Source organism: Bacillus sp. RC252, from assembly GCF_044909215.1.
Classification (GTDB): domain Bacteria; phylum Bacillota; class Bacilli; order Bacillales; family Bacillaceae_G; genus Bacillus_A; species Bacillus_A mycoides.
In genome coordinates, this window is sequence record NZ_JBIYDV010000003.1 from 125,832 (window position 1) to 143,341 (window position 17,510).

16 protein-coding genes and 3 other annotated features are annotated in these 17,510 nt (G+C 37.9%); of the genes, 5 read left to right on the forward strand and 11 right to left on the reverse strand.

All coding sequences use genetic code 11. The features are described 5' to 3' along the window. Positions 1 to 243 precede the first annotated feature (243 nt). The 6 genes from brnQ6 to zapA all read right to left on the reverse strand — a co-directional run bounded on the left by brnQ6 (position 244) and on the right by zapA (position 7,892). Positions 244 to 1,569: a branched-chain amino acid transport system II carrier protein BrnQ6 gene (gene brnQ6 / locus ABH960_RS05775; RefSeq protein WP_404443513.1), complete on the reverse strand. Its 1,326-nt coding sequence runs from the start codon at positions 1,567 to 1,569 to the stop codon at positions 244 to 246. A gap of 113 nt (positions 1,570 to 1,682) precedes the next feature. Continuing rightward, positions 1,683 to 1,933: a binding site (T-box leader), on the reverse strand. A 107-nt stretch (positions 1,934 to 2,040) separates the two neighbouring features. Further along, a complete protein-coding gene (locus ABH960_RS05780; RefSeq protein ID WP_404443516.1) occupies positions 2,041 to 2,730 on the reverse strand; it encodes a 23S rRNA pseudouridine(2604) synthase RluF in 690 nt (229 codons plus the stop codon). 196 nt (positions 2,731 to 2,926) lie between these two features. Further along, positions 2,927 to 5,287: an endonuclease MutS2 gene (locus ABH960_RS05785; RefSeq protein WP_002088900.1), complete on the reverse strand. Its 2,361-nt coding sequence runs from the start codon at positions 5,285 to 5,287 to the stop codon at positions 2,927 to 2,929. Between the two features lie 19 nt (positions 5,288 to 5,306). Continuing rightward, a complete protein-coding gene (gene polX / locus ABH960_RS05790) occupies positions 5,307 to 7,025 on the reverse strand; it encodes a DNA polymerase/3'-5' exonuclease PolX (RefSeq protein WP_002088901.1) in 1,719 nt (572 codons plus the stop codon). Between the two features lie 55 nt (positions 7,026 to 7,080). After that, positions 7,081 to 7,620 (reverse strand): CvpA family protein, encoded by a 540-nt coding sequence (locus ABH960_RS05795; protein ID WP_002034246.1) that lies wholly within the window; start codon positions 7,618 to 7,620, stop codon positions 7,081 to 7,083. A 2-nt stretch (positions 7,621 to 7,622) separates the two neighbouring features. Continuing rightward, on the reverse strand, positions 7,623 to 7,892 hold the full coding sequence (gene zapA, locus ABH960_RS05800; protein ID WP_002088902.1) for a cell division protein ZapA: 270 nt from the start codon (positions 7,890 to 7,892) through the stop codon (positions 7,623 to 7,625). Between the two features lie 123 nt (positions 7,893 to 8,015). Here zapA and rnhC point away from each other — a divergent pair, with 123 nt between their 5' ends. The 3 genes from rnhC (at position 8,016) to ABH960_RS05815 (ending at position 9,608) form a co-directional block, all read left to right on the forward strand. Further along, positions 8,016 to 8,951 carry a ribonuclease HIII gene (gene rnhC, locus ABH960_RS05805; RefSeq protein ID WP_404443521.1) on the forward strand — a complete coding sequence of 312 codons (936 nt, stop codon included), beginning with the start codon at positions 8,016 to 8,018 and terminating at the stop codon, positions 8,949 to 8,951. A 122-nt stretch (positions 8,952 to 9,073) separates the two neighbouring features. After that, positions 9,074 to 9,343: a hypothetical protein gene (locus tag ABH960_RS05810; protein ID WP_404443524.1), complete on the forward strand. Its 270-nt coding sequence runs from the start codon at positions 9,074 to 9,076 to the stop codon at positions 9,341 to 9,343. A gap of 13 nt (positions 9,344 to 9,356) precedes the next feature. After that, positions 9,357 to 9,608: a hypothetical protein gene (locus ABH960_RS05815; protein ID WP_404443527.1), complete on the forward strand. Its 252-nt coding sequence runs from the start codon at positions 9,357 to 9,359 to the stop codon at positions 9,606 to 9,608. A gap of 42 nt (positions 9,609 to 9,650) precedes the next feature. Here the strand turns inward: ABH960_RS05815 and ABH960_RS05820 are convergent, their stop codons facing one another. The 5 genes from ABH960_RS05820 to ABH960_RS05840 form a co-directional block, all read right to left on the reverse strand. Continuing rightward, a complete protein-coding gene (locus ABH960_RS05820) occupies positions 9,651 to 9,785 on the reverse strand; it encodes a YuzL family protein (RefSeq protein WP_404443530.1) in 135 nt (44 codons plus the stop codon). 92 nt (positions 9,786 to 9,877) lie between these two features. Then, positions 9,878 to 11,269, reverse strand: a complete 1,392-nt coding sequence (gene asnS / locus ABH960_RS05825; RefSeq protein ID WP_002015453.1) for an asparagine--tRNA ligase — start codon at positions 11,267 to 11,269, stop codon at positions 9,878 to 9,880. Positions 11,270 to 11,321: 52 nt separating this feature from the next. Then, positions 11,322 to 11,573: a binding site (T-box leader), on the reverse strand. A gap of 194 nt (positions 11,574 to 11,767) precedes the next feature. Next, the gene (gene pheT / locus ABH960_RS05830) at positions 11,768 to 14,188 is read right to left on the reverse strand and encodes a phenylalanine--tRNA ligase subunit beta (protein WP_404443533.1); all 2,421 of its coding nucleotides are present in this window, start codon (positions 14,186 to 14,188) and stop codon (positions 11,768 to 11,770) included. Positions 14,189 to 14,206: 18 nt separating this feature from the next. After that, on the reverse strand, positions 14,207 to 15,241 hold the full coding sequence (pheS, locus tag ABH960_RS05835) for a phenylalanine--tRNA ligase subunit alpha (protein WP_002015457.1): 1,035 nt from the start codon (positions 15,239 to 15,241) through the stop codon (positions 14,207 to 14,209). Positions 15,242 to 15,284: 43 nt separating this feature from the next. Further along, positions 15,285 to 15,513: a binding site (T-box leader), on the reverse strand. 92 nt (positions 15,514 to 15,605) lie between these two features. After that, a complete protein-coding gene (locus ABH960_RS05840) occupies positions 15,606 to 16,403 on the reverse strand; it encodes a TrmH family RNA methyltransferase (RefSeq protein WP_002015458.1) in 798 nt (265 codons plus the stop codon). A gap of 82 nt (positions 16,404 to 16,485) precedes the next feature. Here ABH960_RS05840 and sspI point away from each other — a divergent pair, with 82 nt between their 5' ends. Both sspI and ABH960_RS05850 read left to right on the forward strand, forming a co-directional pair. Then, positions 16,486 to 16,695 (forward strand): small acid-soluble spore protein SspI, encoded by a 210-nt coding sequence (gene sspI, locus ABH960_RS05845; RefSeq protein ID WP_000009511.1) that lies wholly within the window; start codon positions 16,486 to 16,488, stop codon positions 16,693 to 16,695. 177 nt (positions 16,696 to 16,872) lie between these two features. After that, a complete protein-coding gene (locus ABH960_RS05850; RefSeq protein WP_002129339.1) occupies positions 16,873 to 17,430 on the forward strand; it encodes an HD domain-containing protein in 558 nt (185 codons plus the stop codon). Positions 17,431 to 17,510 lie beyond the last annotated feature (80 nt).

The following is a 17,510-nucleotide window of genomic DNA, read 5'->3' on the forward strand; positions in this document are numbered from 1 at the left end:
AAAAAAATAAACTACCTATTCTACTGTTCCATCACCCCTTCTTCAAAAATGATATAGTCATAGAAAACCTCTTCCCTTGCCCCCGTCACTTCCCTTCCAACATTTCCACAACTAAGTCAATCTTAGCCTACTGGTAATTTTTTTGTCAACTATATTACGTATAAAATTTTTAATATCTGAATTCTTCTATATATAATTTTTCTACAAAAAAAGAGGCTTTCTTTTAAAGAAAGCCTCTTTCCTTTATTTTTCTACAGCAATTTCTTGTTTTTGAAATAAAGAAACTACATATCCAATTGCAATTCCAATGATACCCGGAACTAGCCAACCAATCCCTACACTATATAATGGAATTTTATCTAAAGTAGGAGCAAGGGCCGCTACTTGAAGATTGGCATTATGCAATCCATCAAAGAAGCTAATTGCAAATGCGCCTACAATACCGCCTACATACATAGCTAATGGAAGACGAATATAGTTTTCAACAAGTGATAATACGATCAGTACGATACCAATTGGGTAAATTGCAATTAAGATTGGTAATGCTAATGCGTTTAACTGAGTTAAACCAAGATTTGCTACCATAAATGCTAATACAGAGAAAATAAAAATGACTTTTTGATAAGAAAGCTTTGGTAATAACGAAGAAAAATATTCTCCACACGCTGCTACAATACCGACAGAAGTTGTTAAGCATGCTGCTGTAATTGCGATACCTAGTAATAATGTTCCGTAGCTACCAAATAAATGATTCACGACGTTTGTTAAAATAATTCCGCCGTTTGCTCCCATTCCAAGTGAAACACTAGAAGCTCCAAGGTAAGCAAGTGCTAAATAAACAAGAAGTAAGCCAAGTGCTGCAATAAATCCTGCAAAGATTGTTACTTTCGCAATACTGTTCTTATTTGTAATGCCTTTTGCTTTTAAAGCATTGATCACAACATTTCCGAAAACAAGTGCTGCTAATCCATCTAAAGTTAAATATCCATCAATAAAACCTTTAAAGAGCGGGGCACTATACGCTTCTGTAGGGGCACCAAACTCTCCCATTGGAGTCATAATTGCTTTCGCTACAATAATTGCAATAACAGCTAATAAAATTGGAGTTAACACTTTACCAATGCGCCCCACTAATTTCGATGGGTTTAATGCTAAATAGAAAGTTACTGCAAAGAAAATAAATGTAAAGATAACAAGTGGATAGGATTGACCAGCTATCTCACTTGGTAAAAACGGTGCAACACTCATTTCATAAGCAACAGTCCCTGTACGTGGCACACTAACAAATACGCCTAAACATAAATAAATTGCAGTAATGAAAATTAGCGCGAATACAGGATGTACACGTCCTGCTAATTCATTAATATCTCCCTTTAGAGCTATAACAATAACTCCTAATAAAGGCAGCCCTACACCTGTTACGATAAAGCCAAATAACGCGATCCATACATCTGTTCCAGCACCTTGCCCTAACGCTGGTGGGAAAATCATATTACCGGCACCGAAAAACAGTGCAAATAACATTAAGCTTATTGCAAACATCTCAGAAAACTTTAAAGATGATTTCATTTCTACTACCTCCTAATTAATTTATTGACAAAATATTCTGAATTAAAATCCGTCACATATCCTCTTTCAAGCATACTTCCCCGTAAAAGAACGCAAAAAACACCCGTCCCTAACAAAGGGACGAGTGTTGAAATCGTGGTTCCACCCTTATTCTAATAAAATGAATTTATAACGAAATAAGCTCATTTTATAGCTCGTGTAAATTGATAACGGTTTTATCCGCCAAGAATTACAATGCATCTGCAGTTCACTCTTGAAGTTTAGAGGTGGTAAGTTTGTCTTTCCGTATTAGGAAGCTCACAGCCTAAGGCTTCCCTCTCTGAAAATCGTCAAAAACAACTCATGTCCTCATCATTACTTTTATAAAATATGTTGTCGAAACTTGTTGTTTTTTATTATATGGGCTATTTTTTAAAAAATCAATAGTTTTATTTTTTCTGACAAAAAAATATAGGGAGAAAACTTTCCTCCCTATAACTGCCTTATTAATATTTCTAATTCCTTAGGTGTAATGTCTCGCCATTTTCCAGCTTCAAGCTCATTTAGCTCTATATTCATAATGCGCACTCGCTTTAGCTTTGTTACAGTAAATCCGAAAGCACGACTCATTCTACGAATTTGCCTGTTCATTCCTTGCGTTAAAACGATGCGAAATGTAGATTGATCGACTCTCGTTACTTTACACGGCTTCGTCATTCCATCTTTAATTTTCACTCCACCAGACATCTCATCAATAAACCAATCTGTAAACGGCTTATCAACAGTGACAACATATTCTTTCTCATGCTCATGATCACCGTGCAAAATTTGATTCGCAATCGCACCGTCATTCGTTAATAAGATGAGTCCTTCCGACGCTCTATCTAATCGTCCAACAGGAAAGATTCGTTCTGGATAATCGATATAATCAATAATGTTTCCTTCAATATTTTCGGCTGCTGTACAAGTAATTCCGACTGGTTTATGGAAGGAAATATATACCTTTTCTTTCTCTTCTTTTGCAATAACTTGCCCATCAATCGTTACAATATCACCTTCATTAACGAGTGCACCGTGCGTACATACTTCACCGTTAATACAGGCACGTCCTGCTTTAATGAGACGGTCTGTTTCACGTCTTGAGCAGGATTTTGCTTCGCTTATGTATTGGTTGATTTTCATGTTTTATTCCTTTTCTTATAGATTAAAAGCGTCAATCCATGGCAATATCATTATGCCAAGATTGACGCTCCTTCACTTCGCAAAAACAACTAAATAAATAACCCCAATTACCAAAAATATTCCGCAACAAGCTAACAATACTTTTGCAAGTTTGTCCATAAACATATAATGGTTTCCCCTTTTGTTTGGTTGTTTGCTATTTTAATTCGACAACTGTTACGCCTAGGCCTCCCTCGCCCATGTCACCGTAGCGGTAGGTTTTCACGCCGCGATGTTTCTTCAAGTAATCTTGTACACCTTGGCGAAGCGCTCCTGTTCCTTTACCGTGAATAATTGATACACGAGGATAGCTTGCAAGCTGTGCATCGTCTAAATATTTTTCAACGCGCATCATTGCATCTTCATAACGTTCGCCGCGAAGGTCTAGCTCTAACGACACGTGATAATCTCTACCCTTCACACTGGCGACTGCTTTTTTCTCAGTTTGCTTCGGTGTATTAATGTATTCCATATTGGATTCTTTCACTTTCATCTTCAGAATACCAATTTGTACGCTCCACTCTGTATCACTTACTTTTTCAAGCAATTGACCTTTTTGACCGAACGTTAACACTTTTACTTCATCACCTGATCGTAATTGTTGTTTCGGCGCTGTGTTTTTCACGTTTACTTTTTGTTTCTTCACAAGCTCTGGCGCTGCCCCTTCTAGGCGGCTCTTCGCTTCAATAAGCTCATGGTCTTTCACGTTTATAAGCTGTGCTTTACGCAATTGACGAAGTTCTTGAATAATGCCTTCTGCTTCTTGCTTTGCAGCTTCGACTTTTTCTTCCCCTTCTTTTTGCGCTTTTAATAATTTTTCATCGCGCTCATCGTTAAATTCAATAATTTGACGTTGTAATTCACGATGAAGTTTTTCAGATTGCTTACGATGCTCTTCCGCTTCTTTTCGTTCGCGCTCTGCATTTTTTTGGCTTTCTTCTAGCTTTGCAATCATATTTTCGATTTTGTTCGTATCTGTACTAATATGGTTACGAGCGCGATCAATAACTCGATCAGACAAACCAAGACGCTTCGAAATTTCAAAGGCGTTACTACGTCCTGGTACACCGATTAATAATTTGTACGTTGGGCTTAATGTATTCACATCGAACTCAACGCTCGCATTAATAACTTGCTCACGATTGTATCCATATGCTTTTAATTCTGGGTAATGCGTCGTTGCAACAACGCGAGCACCACGGTTACATACTTCATCTAAAATAGAAATCGCTAGTGCAGCCCCTTCTTGCGGATCTGTCCCAGCACCTAATTCATCAAATAGGACTAAACTTTCAAAATCAGCTTTTTCTAAAATATCTACAATGTTTACCATATGAGAAGAGAATGTACTTAAATTTTGTTCAATCGATTGCTCATCACCGATATCAGCAAAGATGTTTTTAAATACACATATCTCTGATTCATCCATTACTGGGATATGAAGACCAGATTGCGCCATTAAGACACAAATACCGACTGTTTTAAGTGTAACTGTTTTACCACCTGTATTCGGTCCTGTAATAACGATTGTTGTAAAGTCTTTACCAAGCATAATGTTATTTGGCACGATAATTTCCGGATCAATAAGCGGATGGCGTGCTTGTTTTAAATCCATGTAGCGTTCATTATTTACGATTGGCTTCGTCGCTTTAATTCGCTTCGCATAAAGAGCTTTCGCAAAAATAAAATCAAGATTTGCAACTACTTCTACGTTTGATAAAACAATATCAGCTTCCACTGCTACTTCTTCCGTTAACATCATTAAAATGCGTTCTACTTCTTGTTTTTCTTTCACACGTGCTTCTTGAAGTGCGTTATTTAATTCCACGATTACTTGCGGTTCGATAAATAATGTTTGTCCAGAAGCAGATTGATCGTGAACAATACCACCATATACGCCGCGGTATTCTTGTTTTACCGGGATTACGTAGCGTTCGTTACGAATCGTTACAATTGCATCTGATAACATTTTTTGCGCGTTTGAAGAACGCGTCATGTTTTCTAATTTCTCACGAATACGGCTTTCCGCAGTACGAATTTGATTACGAATACCACGCAATTTGTCACTTGCGCTATCGACTACTTCACCGCCGTCACCAATACAATTTGTAATCTTCTTTTCTAAATCATATAAAGACACAATTTGCGCGACATGTGTTTCTAAAATTGGAAGCTCAACACCGTTGTCAATCATATCGTCAATGAAACGTTTCATTTGGCGACTACCGTACATCGTACTTGCGATTTCAATTAATTCATGAGGACTTAACATACTTCCAATTTTCGCACGCTTAATATTTGAACGAATATCAGAAATCCCTCCAAGTGGTACATGTCCTTTTAAGCGGATGACTTTCGCTGCCTCATCCGTTGTTTCTTGCAATTCCACAATTTCTTCAAAATCTGTGCTTGGCACTAAATTCTTCACTTTATCACGACCAAGTGAAGATGCTGTATGTTCAAGTAATTGTTCTTTTACTTTATTGTATTCTAATACACGCAACGTTCGTTCTAACATGTTGCAGGTCCCCCCTGTATTACTTATTACGTTTAATATAGTCTAATAAACGTTCAATATCCCATGTGTTAATCACGTTATCTTTTTGAATCCAACCTTTACGCGCTGCTGCTACACCTGTTTCCATATCTTCTAACATTTCAAGTGTATGGGCATCCGTATTAATCGCTACTTTTACACCAGCATCTTGTGCTTGTTTTAATAATTTCGCGCTTAAATCTAGACGGTTTGGATTTGCATTTAATTCTAAAACTGTATTTGTTTCTTTTGCGAGCTGGATTAATAAATCTGTATCTACATCGTAACCCTCACGGCGCCCAAGAAGACGTCCTGTCGGATGGGCAATCATTGTGACATGCTTATTCTCAAGTGCAGTGCGAAGACGCTTCATAATCGTTTCACGGTCTTGTGAGAAGCTTGAGTGAATAGCTCCAATGACATAATCTAGTTCTGCTAATACTTCATCGTCAAAATCAAGTGTCGCATCTGGTAAAATGTCCATTTCAATCCCGCGCAAAATTGTAATGTCTGGATACTTTTCATTCATACGTTCAATTTCTTTCGCTTGTTCACGAAGACGCTCTTTCGTTAAACCGTTTGCTACTTTCAAGTATTGCGAGTGATCAGTAATTGCCATAAATTTATATCCACGAGCGCGGCACGCTTGCACCATTTCTTCAATTGAAAAAGCACCGTCACTCCACGTTGTATGCATATGTAAATCACCCTGTATATCAGAGAACTGAATTAAGTTGGGATACTCTTTAATTAATTCAATTTCTTTTCCATCTTCACGCACTTCTGGTGGGATGAATGGAAGGCCAAAGTGGGCGAAGAATGCTTCTTCTGTTTCGAATGTTTTCACTTCACCTGTCTCTAAGATTTCCACACCGTATTCACTAATTTTCTCGCCTCTATCTTTCGCAATTTGGCGCATTTTTACGTTATGGTCTTTTGATCCTGTGAAATGGTGAAGAGTTGTAATAAATTCTTCTGGTTTTACTAAGCGGAAGTCAATTGAAATATCATATTCATATTGAAGACGAACAGATACTTTCGTATCTCCACTTGCAATCACTTCAATCATATTATCAAATTGTAGTAAATGTTCACGCACTACTGCTGGCTCTGTCGTTGCAATGATGAAATCTAAGTCCTTCACTGTCTCACGAACACGGCGTAAACTACCAGCGCGTGAGAAACGAATTATTTCAGCAACATTCGACAATTTCTCCTCTATTTCCCCGGCAATAGGCAATACCATCGCAATTGGTAAACGCTCTGGACGAGAGCCTACTTGATCAATTGCTTCTAATATTTTCTCTTCTGTTTTCTTACCGAATCCAGCTAAAGCTTGTACTTTATTTTCTTCACAAACAGCTTTTAACGTTTCCATATCAACAACACCAAGTTCTTTGTATAACTTGGCCACCTTCTTACCACCAAGGCCTGGTAGTTTTAATAGTGGTAATAAACTGCTTGGTACTTCTTTTTCAAGTTCTTGTAGTACTTCAGATGTTCCCGATTCTATATATTCTTGAATAACTGCTGCTGTTCCTTTTCCGATACCTGGAATCTTTGTGAAATCTTCAATTTCAGAAAGACTACGGTCATCACTTTCTAGTGCTGCCGCCGCTTTACGGAATGCAGATATTTTAAATGGATTCGCGCCCTTTAGTTCCATAAATAGGCCGATTGTCTCTAGTAATTTGATAACTTGTTTTTTATTCACTTTCATCATTGCCCCGCCTTTCTTTCATAGAAAAAAACTTCTCTTTCCGAAAAAAGAGAAGTTACACTCTGCTACCTGTCTGCCATAGTTCCTTCACCTTTTCAGAAAGAATCGGTGTATCGTCTACAATTATTTTGCTAATTGATGATTTTTGTAATGGTGTTTGTATTTGTTCAATTGGAAGAATTGTTCCAACAATAATTAAGACAAACAGAATGATATACACTTCTAAAAAGCCAAGAAGTGCCCCAGCAACCGCATTGACTTGCTTTAAAACTGGGATTTCTGCAAACATATTCAGTAAATTACCAAGTAGTGAAAGTGCGATTTTTGTAATAATAAATAATACAATAAACGCAATTGCTTGATAGAAGACACCCTCAATATTATTCGCATCTATCCATTCTGGAACAGATACATTCTTATCGAATGGATACGGAATAAATTTCGCAAGCGTTGGCGCTAAATCTTTACAGTACCAGTATGCAACGAGGTATGCGATAATAAAGCTTGTTAACTTTACAAGTTGCAAAATAAATCCTCTGCGTAAACCGAGGAAAAATCCCATAACAAGCAATAAAATGATAATAATATCAATCATGTTTATTCCATTCCTTTTTGTGTCATACTTTCTTTCAACTTCTCATGTTCTTCTTTTAATTTTATGTAATCGTGTATGACGTTTACCGCCGTCAATACCGCTAGTCTACTCGTATCAAGCGAAGGATTCTTGGCATTGAGTTCGCGCATTTTATCATCCACAATCGCTGCTACCATGCGGATATGACTTGTACTTTCATCGCCAACAACTGAATACTGTTGGCCATATATTTCTACATTAATTCGACTTTTATTTCCCTTTTGTTGTGACAACTCACCGGCCTCCAATCACGTACAGAATCCTAAAGTTTATCATACCATGAACCATCATAATATGGAAACAGAAAGAACAATCCAATATGATAAAAATAACAACATAAAAAAGGAGCGACCATTTTGTCAAATTCTATCGTAATACAAACAAGTTCTACAGTAATTGAAGACATGAAACAACAATACAAACAAGCACTTAGCCCCAAAACTCCGCAAGGCGGTATCTTTATGGCAAAGGTTCCATCTTGCACAATTACAGCTTATAAATCAGGGAAAGTGATGTTTCAAGGTGGACGTGCTGAAGCAGAGGCTTCTCGTTGGCAAAATGTCTCTCAAACACCAAAATCCGCCGTAAAAAAACCGGTCAATTCGCATCAATATGCACCACCTTCTTCTATTGGTACAATGTCGATTTTAGGGTCCGATGAAGTAGGTACTGGTGATTACTTCGGACCGATGACAGTTGTTGCTGTATATGTGGATGCGAAGCAAATTCCACTTTTAAAAGAACTCGGTGTAAAAGACTCCAAAAACTTAAATGATGCTCAAATTGCTGAGATTGCCAAACAACTCCTTCACGTTGTTCCTTACAGCTCCCTCGTTCTTCATAATGAAAAATATAACGAGCTATTTGATAAAGGAAACAACCAAGGTAAACTAAAAGCTTTACTGCATAACAAAGCCATCACAAACTTATTGGCAAAAATCGCGCCTACAAAACCAGAAGGCATCTTAATCGACCAATTTACACAGCCTGATACATACTATAAATATTTAGCGAAACAAAAACAGGTACAGCGTGAAAATGTTTACTTCGCTACAAAAGGTGAAAGTGTCCACTTAGCAGTAGCCGCCGCTTCCATTTTAGCTCGTTACTCATTCGTAAAACAATTTGACGAACTAAGTAAAAAAGCTGGTATGCAACTTCCGAAAGGTGCTGGTAAACAAGTTGATATTGCCGCTGCTAAATTAATTCAAAAAGTCGGTAAAGAAAGACTACCTGAATTTGTGAAAGTGCATTTCGCTAATACAGAGAAGGCGTTTCGCTTATTAAAATAGTATCGACAAAAACAGGAGCCTACAAACTCCTGTTTTTTGTTTCGCTTTAGTCCACTCTACTATCGCCTGTTTATTTTTGTTATAATTAAAATATACATATTTTTCAAACATATGAGTTCCTATTGCTACTTCCACAAATGATTCTAAATATTTTACTAGGTGATCCACACGAAAGACAGTTCGAAATTAGAGAAAACATTCAGCTACTAAGTGAACAACCAGTGTTCAACGATTTAATAGAGCGCTATGGCCGATCTTTCTTATTAAACTTTCGGATTCGAAGATTTATCGGGAAACACGATGCCCGCTTGTTAATACATAATCCAGTAAAGCTGCAACACTTCTGTGAGGAACTTGAATTTATGATTAGAAAAAGAGGATTGTTTAAATAAGGAGGTAATTCATATGAACTCTGTTAAAGTTAAAAAGATATTATATATTTTTGTACACCTCGTAGGCCCGCTTTCTTTCCTCACTATTTCTACCATTTGGGGAGCTTTTTTCACTACTAAATCCACATTTGAAAATATATCTGATAGTCTTTGTGTGATGGCCATCTATTACGTGCTCATAAGCTTAATATGGTTTTTCTATTTAGATCGATTAGACAAAGATATAGATAAAATTACAAAAGAGATTAATGATAATAAGATATAATACATAAAAAAAGGAGAGCCGCCAAGACTCTCCTTTTTTATGTTAGCTTCGTTTCTGCTTCTTAATTGATGAAGATACTTTATGAGAACCTGTTTCATGTGTCGTCGTTCCTTGTCCTTCTACTTCAGGAGAACCTAGGCTTGATCTTGAATGATTTTTTTTCACTTTTTTACTCATTTATATTCACCCCTTCGCGTTACTTTTTGCTACGAGGTAATAAACTATTCAAAATAAAAAGCGAGAGGAAACCCTCTCGCTTTTTTCATATTTTAGAACTCAGAAGAACCTGGAGTTCTTGGGAATGGAATTACGTCACGGATGTTAGCCATGCCAGTGATGTACATTAGGAAGCGCTCGAAACCTAGGCCGAATCCAGCGTGTTTTGTACCGCCGTATTTTCTAAGTTCTAAGTACCACCAGTAGTCCTCTTCGTTCATACCTAATTCTTTAATTCTGTCTACTAAAACGTCCATTCTTTCCTCACGTTGACTTCCGCCGATTAATTCACCGATGCCAGGAACTAGAAGGTCAGTAGCTGCTACTGTTTTACCATCTTCGTTCATACGCATGTAGAATGCTTTAATGTCTTTCGGATAGTCAGTTACGAATACAGGGCGTTTGAAGATTTCTTCTGATAAGTATCTTTCGTGCTCTGTTTGTAAGTCAATACCCCATTCTACTGGGTATTTGAATTCAGCACCTGATTCTTGAAGTACTTTAATTGCTTCTGTATAAGTGATGCGACCGAAGTCAGAGTTAATTACGTTGTTCATGCGCTCTAGAACTGTTTTATCAACGAAGCTGTTGAAGAAGTCCATTTCTTCTGGTGCATGTTCTAGTACGTATTTCATTGCATATTTCAGCATATCTTCTGTAAGATCCATTACATCGCCTAACTCCGCAAATGCAATCTCAGGCTCAACCATCCAGAACTCAGCTGCGTGGCGAGTTGTGTTTGAGTTTTCTGCACGGAATGTAGGTCCGAATGTATAAACATCACGGAATGCTAATGCATAAGCTTCAGCGTTCAGCTGTCCACTTACTGTTAAGTTTGTTTCTTTACCGAAGAAGTCTTTTGATTCATCAACTTGTCCGTCTTCACCTTTTGGTACGTTGTTTAAATCTTGCGTTGTTACGCGGAACATTTCGCCTGCACCTTCTGTATCACTACCAGTGATAATCGGTGTGTGAACATGTACAAATCCACGCTCTTGGAAGAATTGGTGAATTGCAAATGCTGCGATAGAACGCACGCGGAATGTTGCTGAGAATGCATTTGTTCTTGGACGTAAGTGAGCGATTGTACGTAAGTATTCAAACGTATGACGCTTCTTTTGAAGTGGGTAATCAGAGTCTGATAAGCCCTCAATATCAATTTTTTCTGCTTTAATTTCAAATGGTTGCTTCGCTCCAGGTGTTGCAATCACTTTACCTTCTACTTTAACTGAAGAGCTAAGTGGAAGTTTTGCAATTTCTTTGAAGTTCTCTAATTCTGTATCGAAAACGATTTGAACGCCTTTGAAGAAGCTACCATCGTTTAATTCGATGAAACCAAATGCTTTTGAATCACGTAAGTTACGAATCCACCCTGATACTTGTACTGTTTGATCTGCATACTTTTCTGTATCTCTATACAGACTTTTTACTAATGTGTTTTCCATAGTGAAATTCTCCTTTGCTGATATATTTAAATACAAAAAAACCTTTCATCCATAAAGGGACGAAAGGTTAAACTTCGCGGTACCACCCAATTTGTCATAAAGACCAACTTTAACTCGTATGTAATACATACTTCCCGGTTTGTAACAGGCCGGATTCCCGTCTAAGTCTACTCTTGAATACAAGTTTCAATTTCGGTTAGCAACTCCAAGGTGTTCTTCACATATACCGCCTCATCAGGCTCTCACCGTCCCTGACTCGCTTTGGATTATAGTATATACTACTTTTCCTTATCATCGTCTTTCGTTTTGTTAAACTAAAATTAATGTACTACATTCGAGAGAAAGATGCAAGATGCCAGAAAATATATCAGCGATTTTCGCAATATATCGACCGTAACTCCAAATATATCAGCGATTTTTATAATATATCGACTTACCGACATTTTCCGACAATCATGCCATAAAAAAAATTACCGGACTTAATCCGGCAATTTTTTATTACTTACGTAACTCCGCACCAAATTTCTCTTCTACCGCTGTTAATACACGGTTATGTGCTTCTGTTACTTCTTCGTCTGTTAATGTACGTTCTGCATCGAAGTAGTTCATAGAGAATGCAAGTGATTTCTTGCCTTCTTCCATTTTTTCGCCTTCGTATAAGTCGAATAGTGCTACGTCTTTCAGAAGTTCTCCGCCAGCTTCAGCAATGACTTGCTTCATTTCACCAGCTTTTGTTTCTGTTGTTACTACAACAGCCATATCACGTGTCATAGATGGGAAACGTGGAATTGCTAAGTAGTAAGTTTCCTCAGCGTCTGCACCGAATACTTTTGCAAGAGATAATTCGAATACGAATGTATTTTTCACATCTAATTGTTTTTCTGTTTCCGGGTGCAATTGACCGATGAATCCGATTGCTTCACCATCTAATACGATGTCAGCTGTACGGCCTGGGTGCATACCTTCACGTTTTGCTGGTGCATAAGTGATTTGATTTGCCACGCCAAGTACGTCGAATAATCCTTCTAATACACCTTTAACAACGAAGAAGTCTACAACTTTCTTCTCACCTTGCCATGCATGGTGAAGAGCAAGACCTGTCATAACACCTGCAAGATGTTGTTCTTCTTTCGGAAGTTCTCCTGCTTCTGTTGGTAAGAAGATAGAACCTACTTCATATAATGCAACGCTGTCGTTTTTACGTGCAACATTGTATGAAACTGCTTCTAACAATTGTGGCACTAAGCTTAAACGAAGTTGGCTACGCTCTTCGCTCATTGAAAGCGCAAGATTTACAGGAGCTTTTTCGTTCGGCTCAACCATATATTGTTTCGCTTTGTCAGCGCTTGTTAATGAATATGTGATTGCTTCATATAAACCAGCACCTTCTAGGAAGCGGCGTACTTTACGACGTTTCGTTTGTGCTGATGTTAATTTACCACGTGTCATTGTTCCAGATGGTAATGTAACTGGAATGTGATCATAACCATACAGACGACCTACTTCTTCTACTAAGTCTTCTGAAATTGTAATGTCAGGACGACGTGCTGGTACATTTACATGGAATGTTCCTTCTACTTCTGTGAATGGGAATTTTAAGTTTGTGAACATTGTACCCATTTCACTCGCAGAAATATCTGTACCTAATACACGGTTTACTTTTTCAGCTGTAACAGATACTGTACGTTCTTGTACTTGTAAGTTATCAGCTTCTACTACACCTTCAAGTGCTTCTCCACCAGCGTATTTTGCCATTAAAGCAGCTGCATGTTGAATTGCTTCAAATGTACGTGTTGGGTCGATTCCTTTTTCAAAACGTGCACTTGATTCGCTACGAAGACCTAAGTCTTTTGATGTACGGCGCACGGTTTGACCTGCAAAGTATGCAGACTCAATTAGAACGTTTACTGTCTCGCTATCAACTTCAGAATCCGCTCCGCCCATTACACCAGCAACAGCTAACGCTTTTTCACCGTTTGTAATAACAAGGTGGTGGCTTTGTAACGTACGTTCTTGAGCGTCTAATGTTTGAATCTTTTCGCCTTCTTTTGCAAGACGAACAACGATTTCTTTTGAACCTAATTTATCGTAATCGAATGCATGTAACGGTTGACCGTATTCCATTAAAATGTAGTTTGTAATATCAACTACATTACTAATTGGACGAATGCCAGCTGCCATAAGACGAGTTTGCATCCACATTGGTGATGGACCAATCTTTACGTTCTTCACCATTTTTGCAATGTATAATGGGTTTTCTTCTTTCGCTTCTACACTTACAGAAATGTAGTCAGAAGTTTTTTCTGCTGTTTCTTGTAAGTCGATAGCTGGAAGTTTCACTTCACGGCCGTAAATAGCAGCTACTTCATATGCAACACCTAACATATTTAAGCAATCTGCACGGTTTGGTGTTAAACCAAGCTCAAGTACTTCATCGTGTAAGTTTAAAATTTCAAGTGCATCTGCACCAACTTCAGCGTCACTTGGGAAAATGAAAATACCATCTGCGTATTCTTTTGAAACTAACTTCCCATCAATGCCAAGCTCTTGAAGAGCGCAAACCATACCGTGAGAAGCTTCACCGCGTAGTTTTGCTTTTTTAATTTTGAAGTTACCAGGAAGTACAGCGCCTACTTTTGCAACTGGTACTTTTAAACCTTTTGCAATGTTAGCAGCTCCACAAATAATTTGAACCGGTTCTTCTTCACCGATATCGATTAAGCATTTGCTTAATTTATCAGCTTCTGGGTGTTTTTCACATTCTAATACGTGACCAACTACAACACCTTTTACACCTTTATTTAATACTTCAACGCCTTCTACTTCAATACCACTTTTCGTGATTTTGTCTGCTAGTTCTTGTGCTGTTACATCTTTAATATCTACATACTCTTGTAACCAACGATATGATACGAACATATTTATCCTCTCCTTCCCTTACGCTCGTTTGAATTGTTGTAAGAAACGTACATCATTTGTATAGAAATGACGAATGTCATCTACGCCGTATTTCAACATTGCAATACGCTCTGCGCCCATACCGAATGCGAAACCTTGATATTCTTTTGAATCATAACCAGCCATTTCAAGTACGTTCGGGTGAACCATACCTGCTCCTAAAATTTCGATCCAGCCAGTCCCTTTACAAGTGCCACATCCTTTACCGTGACACATCATACAAGAAATATCCATCTCTACAGACGGCTCTGTGAATGGGAAGAAACTTGGACGAAGACGGATTTCACGATCTTCACCGAACATCTTTTTCACGAATACTTGCAGTGTACCTTTTAAGTCACTCATGCGAATGTTTTTATCAATTACAAGACCTTCAATTTGCATGAATTGGTGTGAATGCGTCGCATCATCGTCATCGCGGCGATACACTTTACCAGGACAAATAATTTTAATCGGTCCTTTTTCTTTATTCTTTTCCATCGTACGTGCTTGCACAGAAGATGTATGTGTACGTAGTAACGTTTCTTCTGTAATGTAGAATGTATCTTGCATATCACGCGCTGGGTGATCTTTCGGTAAGTTTAATGCTTCGAAGTTGTAGTAGTCTTTTTCTACTTCTGTTCCTTCAGCTACTTCATAACCCATACCGATGAATACATCTTCAATTTGTTCAACAACTGCTGTTAACGGATGGTGACAACCTGTTTCAACAGGACGACCTGGCAGTGTAACATCAATTGTTTCAGTAGCTAATTTCGCCTCAATTACTGCTTTTTCTAAGTTGCCAATTTTGTCTTCTAGACGCGTTTGAATCGCTTCACGTACTTCATTTACTAATGCTCCCATACGTGGACGCTCTTCTGCTGATAATTTTCCCATGCCGCGTAATACTTCTGTAATTGGACCTTTTTTTCCTAAATACGCTACGCGTACGTCGTTTAAGCCCTTTAGCTCTTTCGCTTCTTCAATAAGCTCTAACGCTTTTTGCTTTAGCTCTTTTAAACGTGCTTCCATTTGGAACCCTCCTAATTTTAAAAATAAAAAAACCCCGCTCCCAAAAAGGGACGAGGTAAATTCGCGGTACCACCCTAAATTGACAGAACAAGTCTGCCCACTCATTAGTTATAACGATCAATTCTGACCGGAACGCCTTTACATATAAATGGTCCTGGCGCCAACTCCAGAGGTGAATTCACTTCCATCTACCATAAGAATGCTTTCAGTCTACGGCACTCTCTCCCTATATGGCGATTTTGTAAGCTACTCTTCTCTATCAACGTTTTTCATTAATATACTTTTATTATATGTTCAAAAAAGTTCGATACTCATTTCACCACTTTTTTATGAACATGCACTTCAACTTATTATAAGAAGTTTTTTATCGATTCGCAACTGGGCTTTGTAAATAATACGTTAAAATCCCTGCTGCAACCGCAACATTTAATGATTCTGCCCCGCCGTAAATCGGAATATACAAGTTTTGATCACTTTTCGCAAGAATTTCTTGGCGTACGCCGCTTCCTTCATTCCCTACAATTAATGCAAAACTTCCAGCCGGGGTTACTTCACCAAATGGAACTCCATTTTCAAGAGCTGTTCCATATACAGGGACGTTATTTTCTTTTAACTTGTCTACCCATTCTTCTAAGTTCCCTTTCACAACCGGTAGGTGGAAAATAGAACCTTGTGTAGATCGTAGTACTTTACTATTATAAACATCAACGCACCCTTCTCCAAGCACAACGGCATGAATACCCGCTGCATCCGCTGTACGAATAATCGTTCCCAAATTACCTGGGTCTTGAAGGCCGTCTAATAAAAGAAATTTCCCATCAGTAAGAGCTACTTCTTTCTCATGTTTCTCACAAACAGCAAATACACCTTGCGTTGTTTCTGTTTCGCGAAGTACTTTTACAATTGCTTCAGGCACAATATACATTTCAACATCATTAACTGTCCAATCTTTCGGAAGATCTGTCTGATCTGAAACGATAAGTTCTGTTACAACTCCTGCTTTTAACGCTTCCTCTACTAAATGGAATCCTTCTACAAAAAATAAAGCTTTGTTATCGCGCTCTTTTTTCGTCTGCAGCTTTTTCCACTGCTTCACACGCGGGTTTTGTACTGAATCAATGTTTTTCATAATATGTATTTCCCTCTCTTCTTGTCTTATCATTATAGCCTATTTTTCATACATATTTACATAAAAAAGAACAAAAACTAACGTCAGTTTCAATTCTGAAGAAGAGGTGAAGATAATGAGTTTTAATTTACGCGGCGCGGTATTAGCGAATGTATCTGGAAATTCACAAGATCAATTACAAGAAACGATTGTCGATGCAATTCAAAGCGGTGAAGAAAAAATGCTTCCAGGTCTTGGCGTTTTATTCGAAGTCATTTGGAAAAATGCTGATGAAAATGAAAAACACGAGATGTTAGGAACACTGGAGCAAGGATTAAAAAAATAAGCAATAAAAGGTCACCTTAGAAAAAAAACTAAGGTGACCTTTTATGTCTATAAAATTTTTCTTCTCCTAAACATTTCTACTTTACTAACGCTGATTGATGGAGTACAATGTTCAAAATACATTTAAACCGATCGATTTTCTTCATATACATCATTGGATAAAAGGAGTGAATGTTTTATGCACCGTATTACGCTTGAACAAATTTTTAAACATCACATTACGCAAAAATATGTAAACCGTTCTGGAATGGTCCACGCGATTGCTGTCGCTTACCATGCGTTTCACTTAGCCAAAAAGCATCACGCCTCAGTCGATGCTGCGACAAAGGCTGGCTTCCTTCATGATATCGGACATCATACGTGGTACACAGGCGGCGAATGGGACTATGACTTGTATAAAAAGAATGATATACATGCGATTAAAGGAGCAGAAAGATCTCATAAATTGCTTATTAGATTAGGAGAACATCCTAAACTAGCAAAAGAAATTTCTATTGCGATTCTTCTTCATACAGATTCTTTCTTAGTACAGCAAGAAATTGAAAGAACATCTCTTCAAAACATTATTAAATGGGCAGACGAAGCAGATGAAGAACCGGGCGGAGCGCACCATTATAGAACGATTTCTTACGAAAAAGCACTTAAAGCTATTCAGCAATTAGACCGATTGGTAGAGCGTGAATTACAAATAGAGCAAAAGAAATTGAATGACAAGGCAGAACATAGTTATCAATGAGAAAGAGGCATCACTATAGGGTGATACCTCTTTTATTATTTTGCGAAAAATACACCTTTGTATGTAATATTTAAATGTTA

Coding starts and splice junctions, on each gene's coding strand:
- brnQ6 (WP_404443513.1), bottom strand. CDS start 1,569: ATGAAATCATCTTTAAAGTTTTCTGAGATGTTTGCAATAAGCTTAATG.
- ABH960_RS05780 (WP_404443516.1), bottom strand. CDS start 2,730: ATGAAAATCAACCAATACATAAGCGAAGCAAAATCCTGCTCAAGACGT.
- ABH960_RS05785 (WP_002088900.1), bottom strand. CDS start 5,287: ATGTTAGAACGAACGTTGCGTGTATTAGAATACAATAAAGTAAAAGAA.
- polX (WP_002088901.1), bottom strand. CDS start 7,025: ATGAAAGTGAATAAAAAACAAGTTATCAAATTACTAGAGACAATCGGC.
- ABH960_RS05795 (WP_002034246.1), bottom strand. CDS start 7,620: ATGATTGATATTATTATCATTTTATTGCTTGTTATGGGATTTTTCCTC.
- ABH960_RS05815 (WP_404443527.1), top strand. CDS start 9,357: ATGAACTCTGTTAAAGTTAAAAAGATATTATATATTTTTGTACACCTC.
- ABH960_RS05820 (WP_404443530.1), bottom strand. CDS start 9,785: ATGAGTAAAAAAGTGAAAAAAAATCATTCAAGATCAAGCCTAGGTTCT.
- asnS (WP_002015453.1), bottom strand. CDS start 11,269: ATGGAAAACACATTAGTAAAAAGTCTGTATAGAGATACAGAAAAGTAT.
- pheT (WP_404443533.1), bottom strand. CDS start 14,188: ATGTTCGTATCATATCGTTGGTTACAAGAGTATGTAGATATTAAAGAT.
- pheS (WP_002015457.1), bottom strand. CDS start 15,241: ATGGAAGCACGTTTAAAAGAGCTAAAGCAAAAAGCGTTAGAGCTTATT.
- ABH960_RS05840 (WP_002015458.1), bottom strand. CDS start 16,403: ATGATAAGACAAGAAGAGAGGGAAATACATATTATGAAAAACATTGAT.
- sspI (WP_000009511.1), top strand. CDS start 16,486: ATGAGTTTTAATTTACGCGGCGCGGTATTAGCGAATGTATCTGGAAAT.
- ABH960_RS05850 (WP_002129339.1), top strand. CDS start 16,873: ATGCACCGTATTACGCTTGAACAAATTTTTAAACATCACATTACGCAA.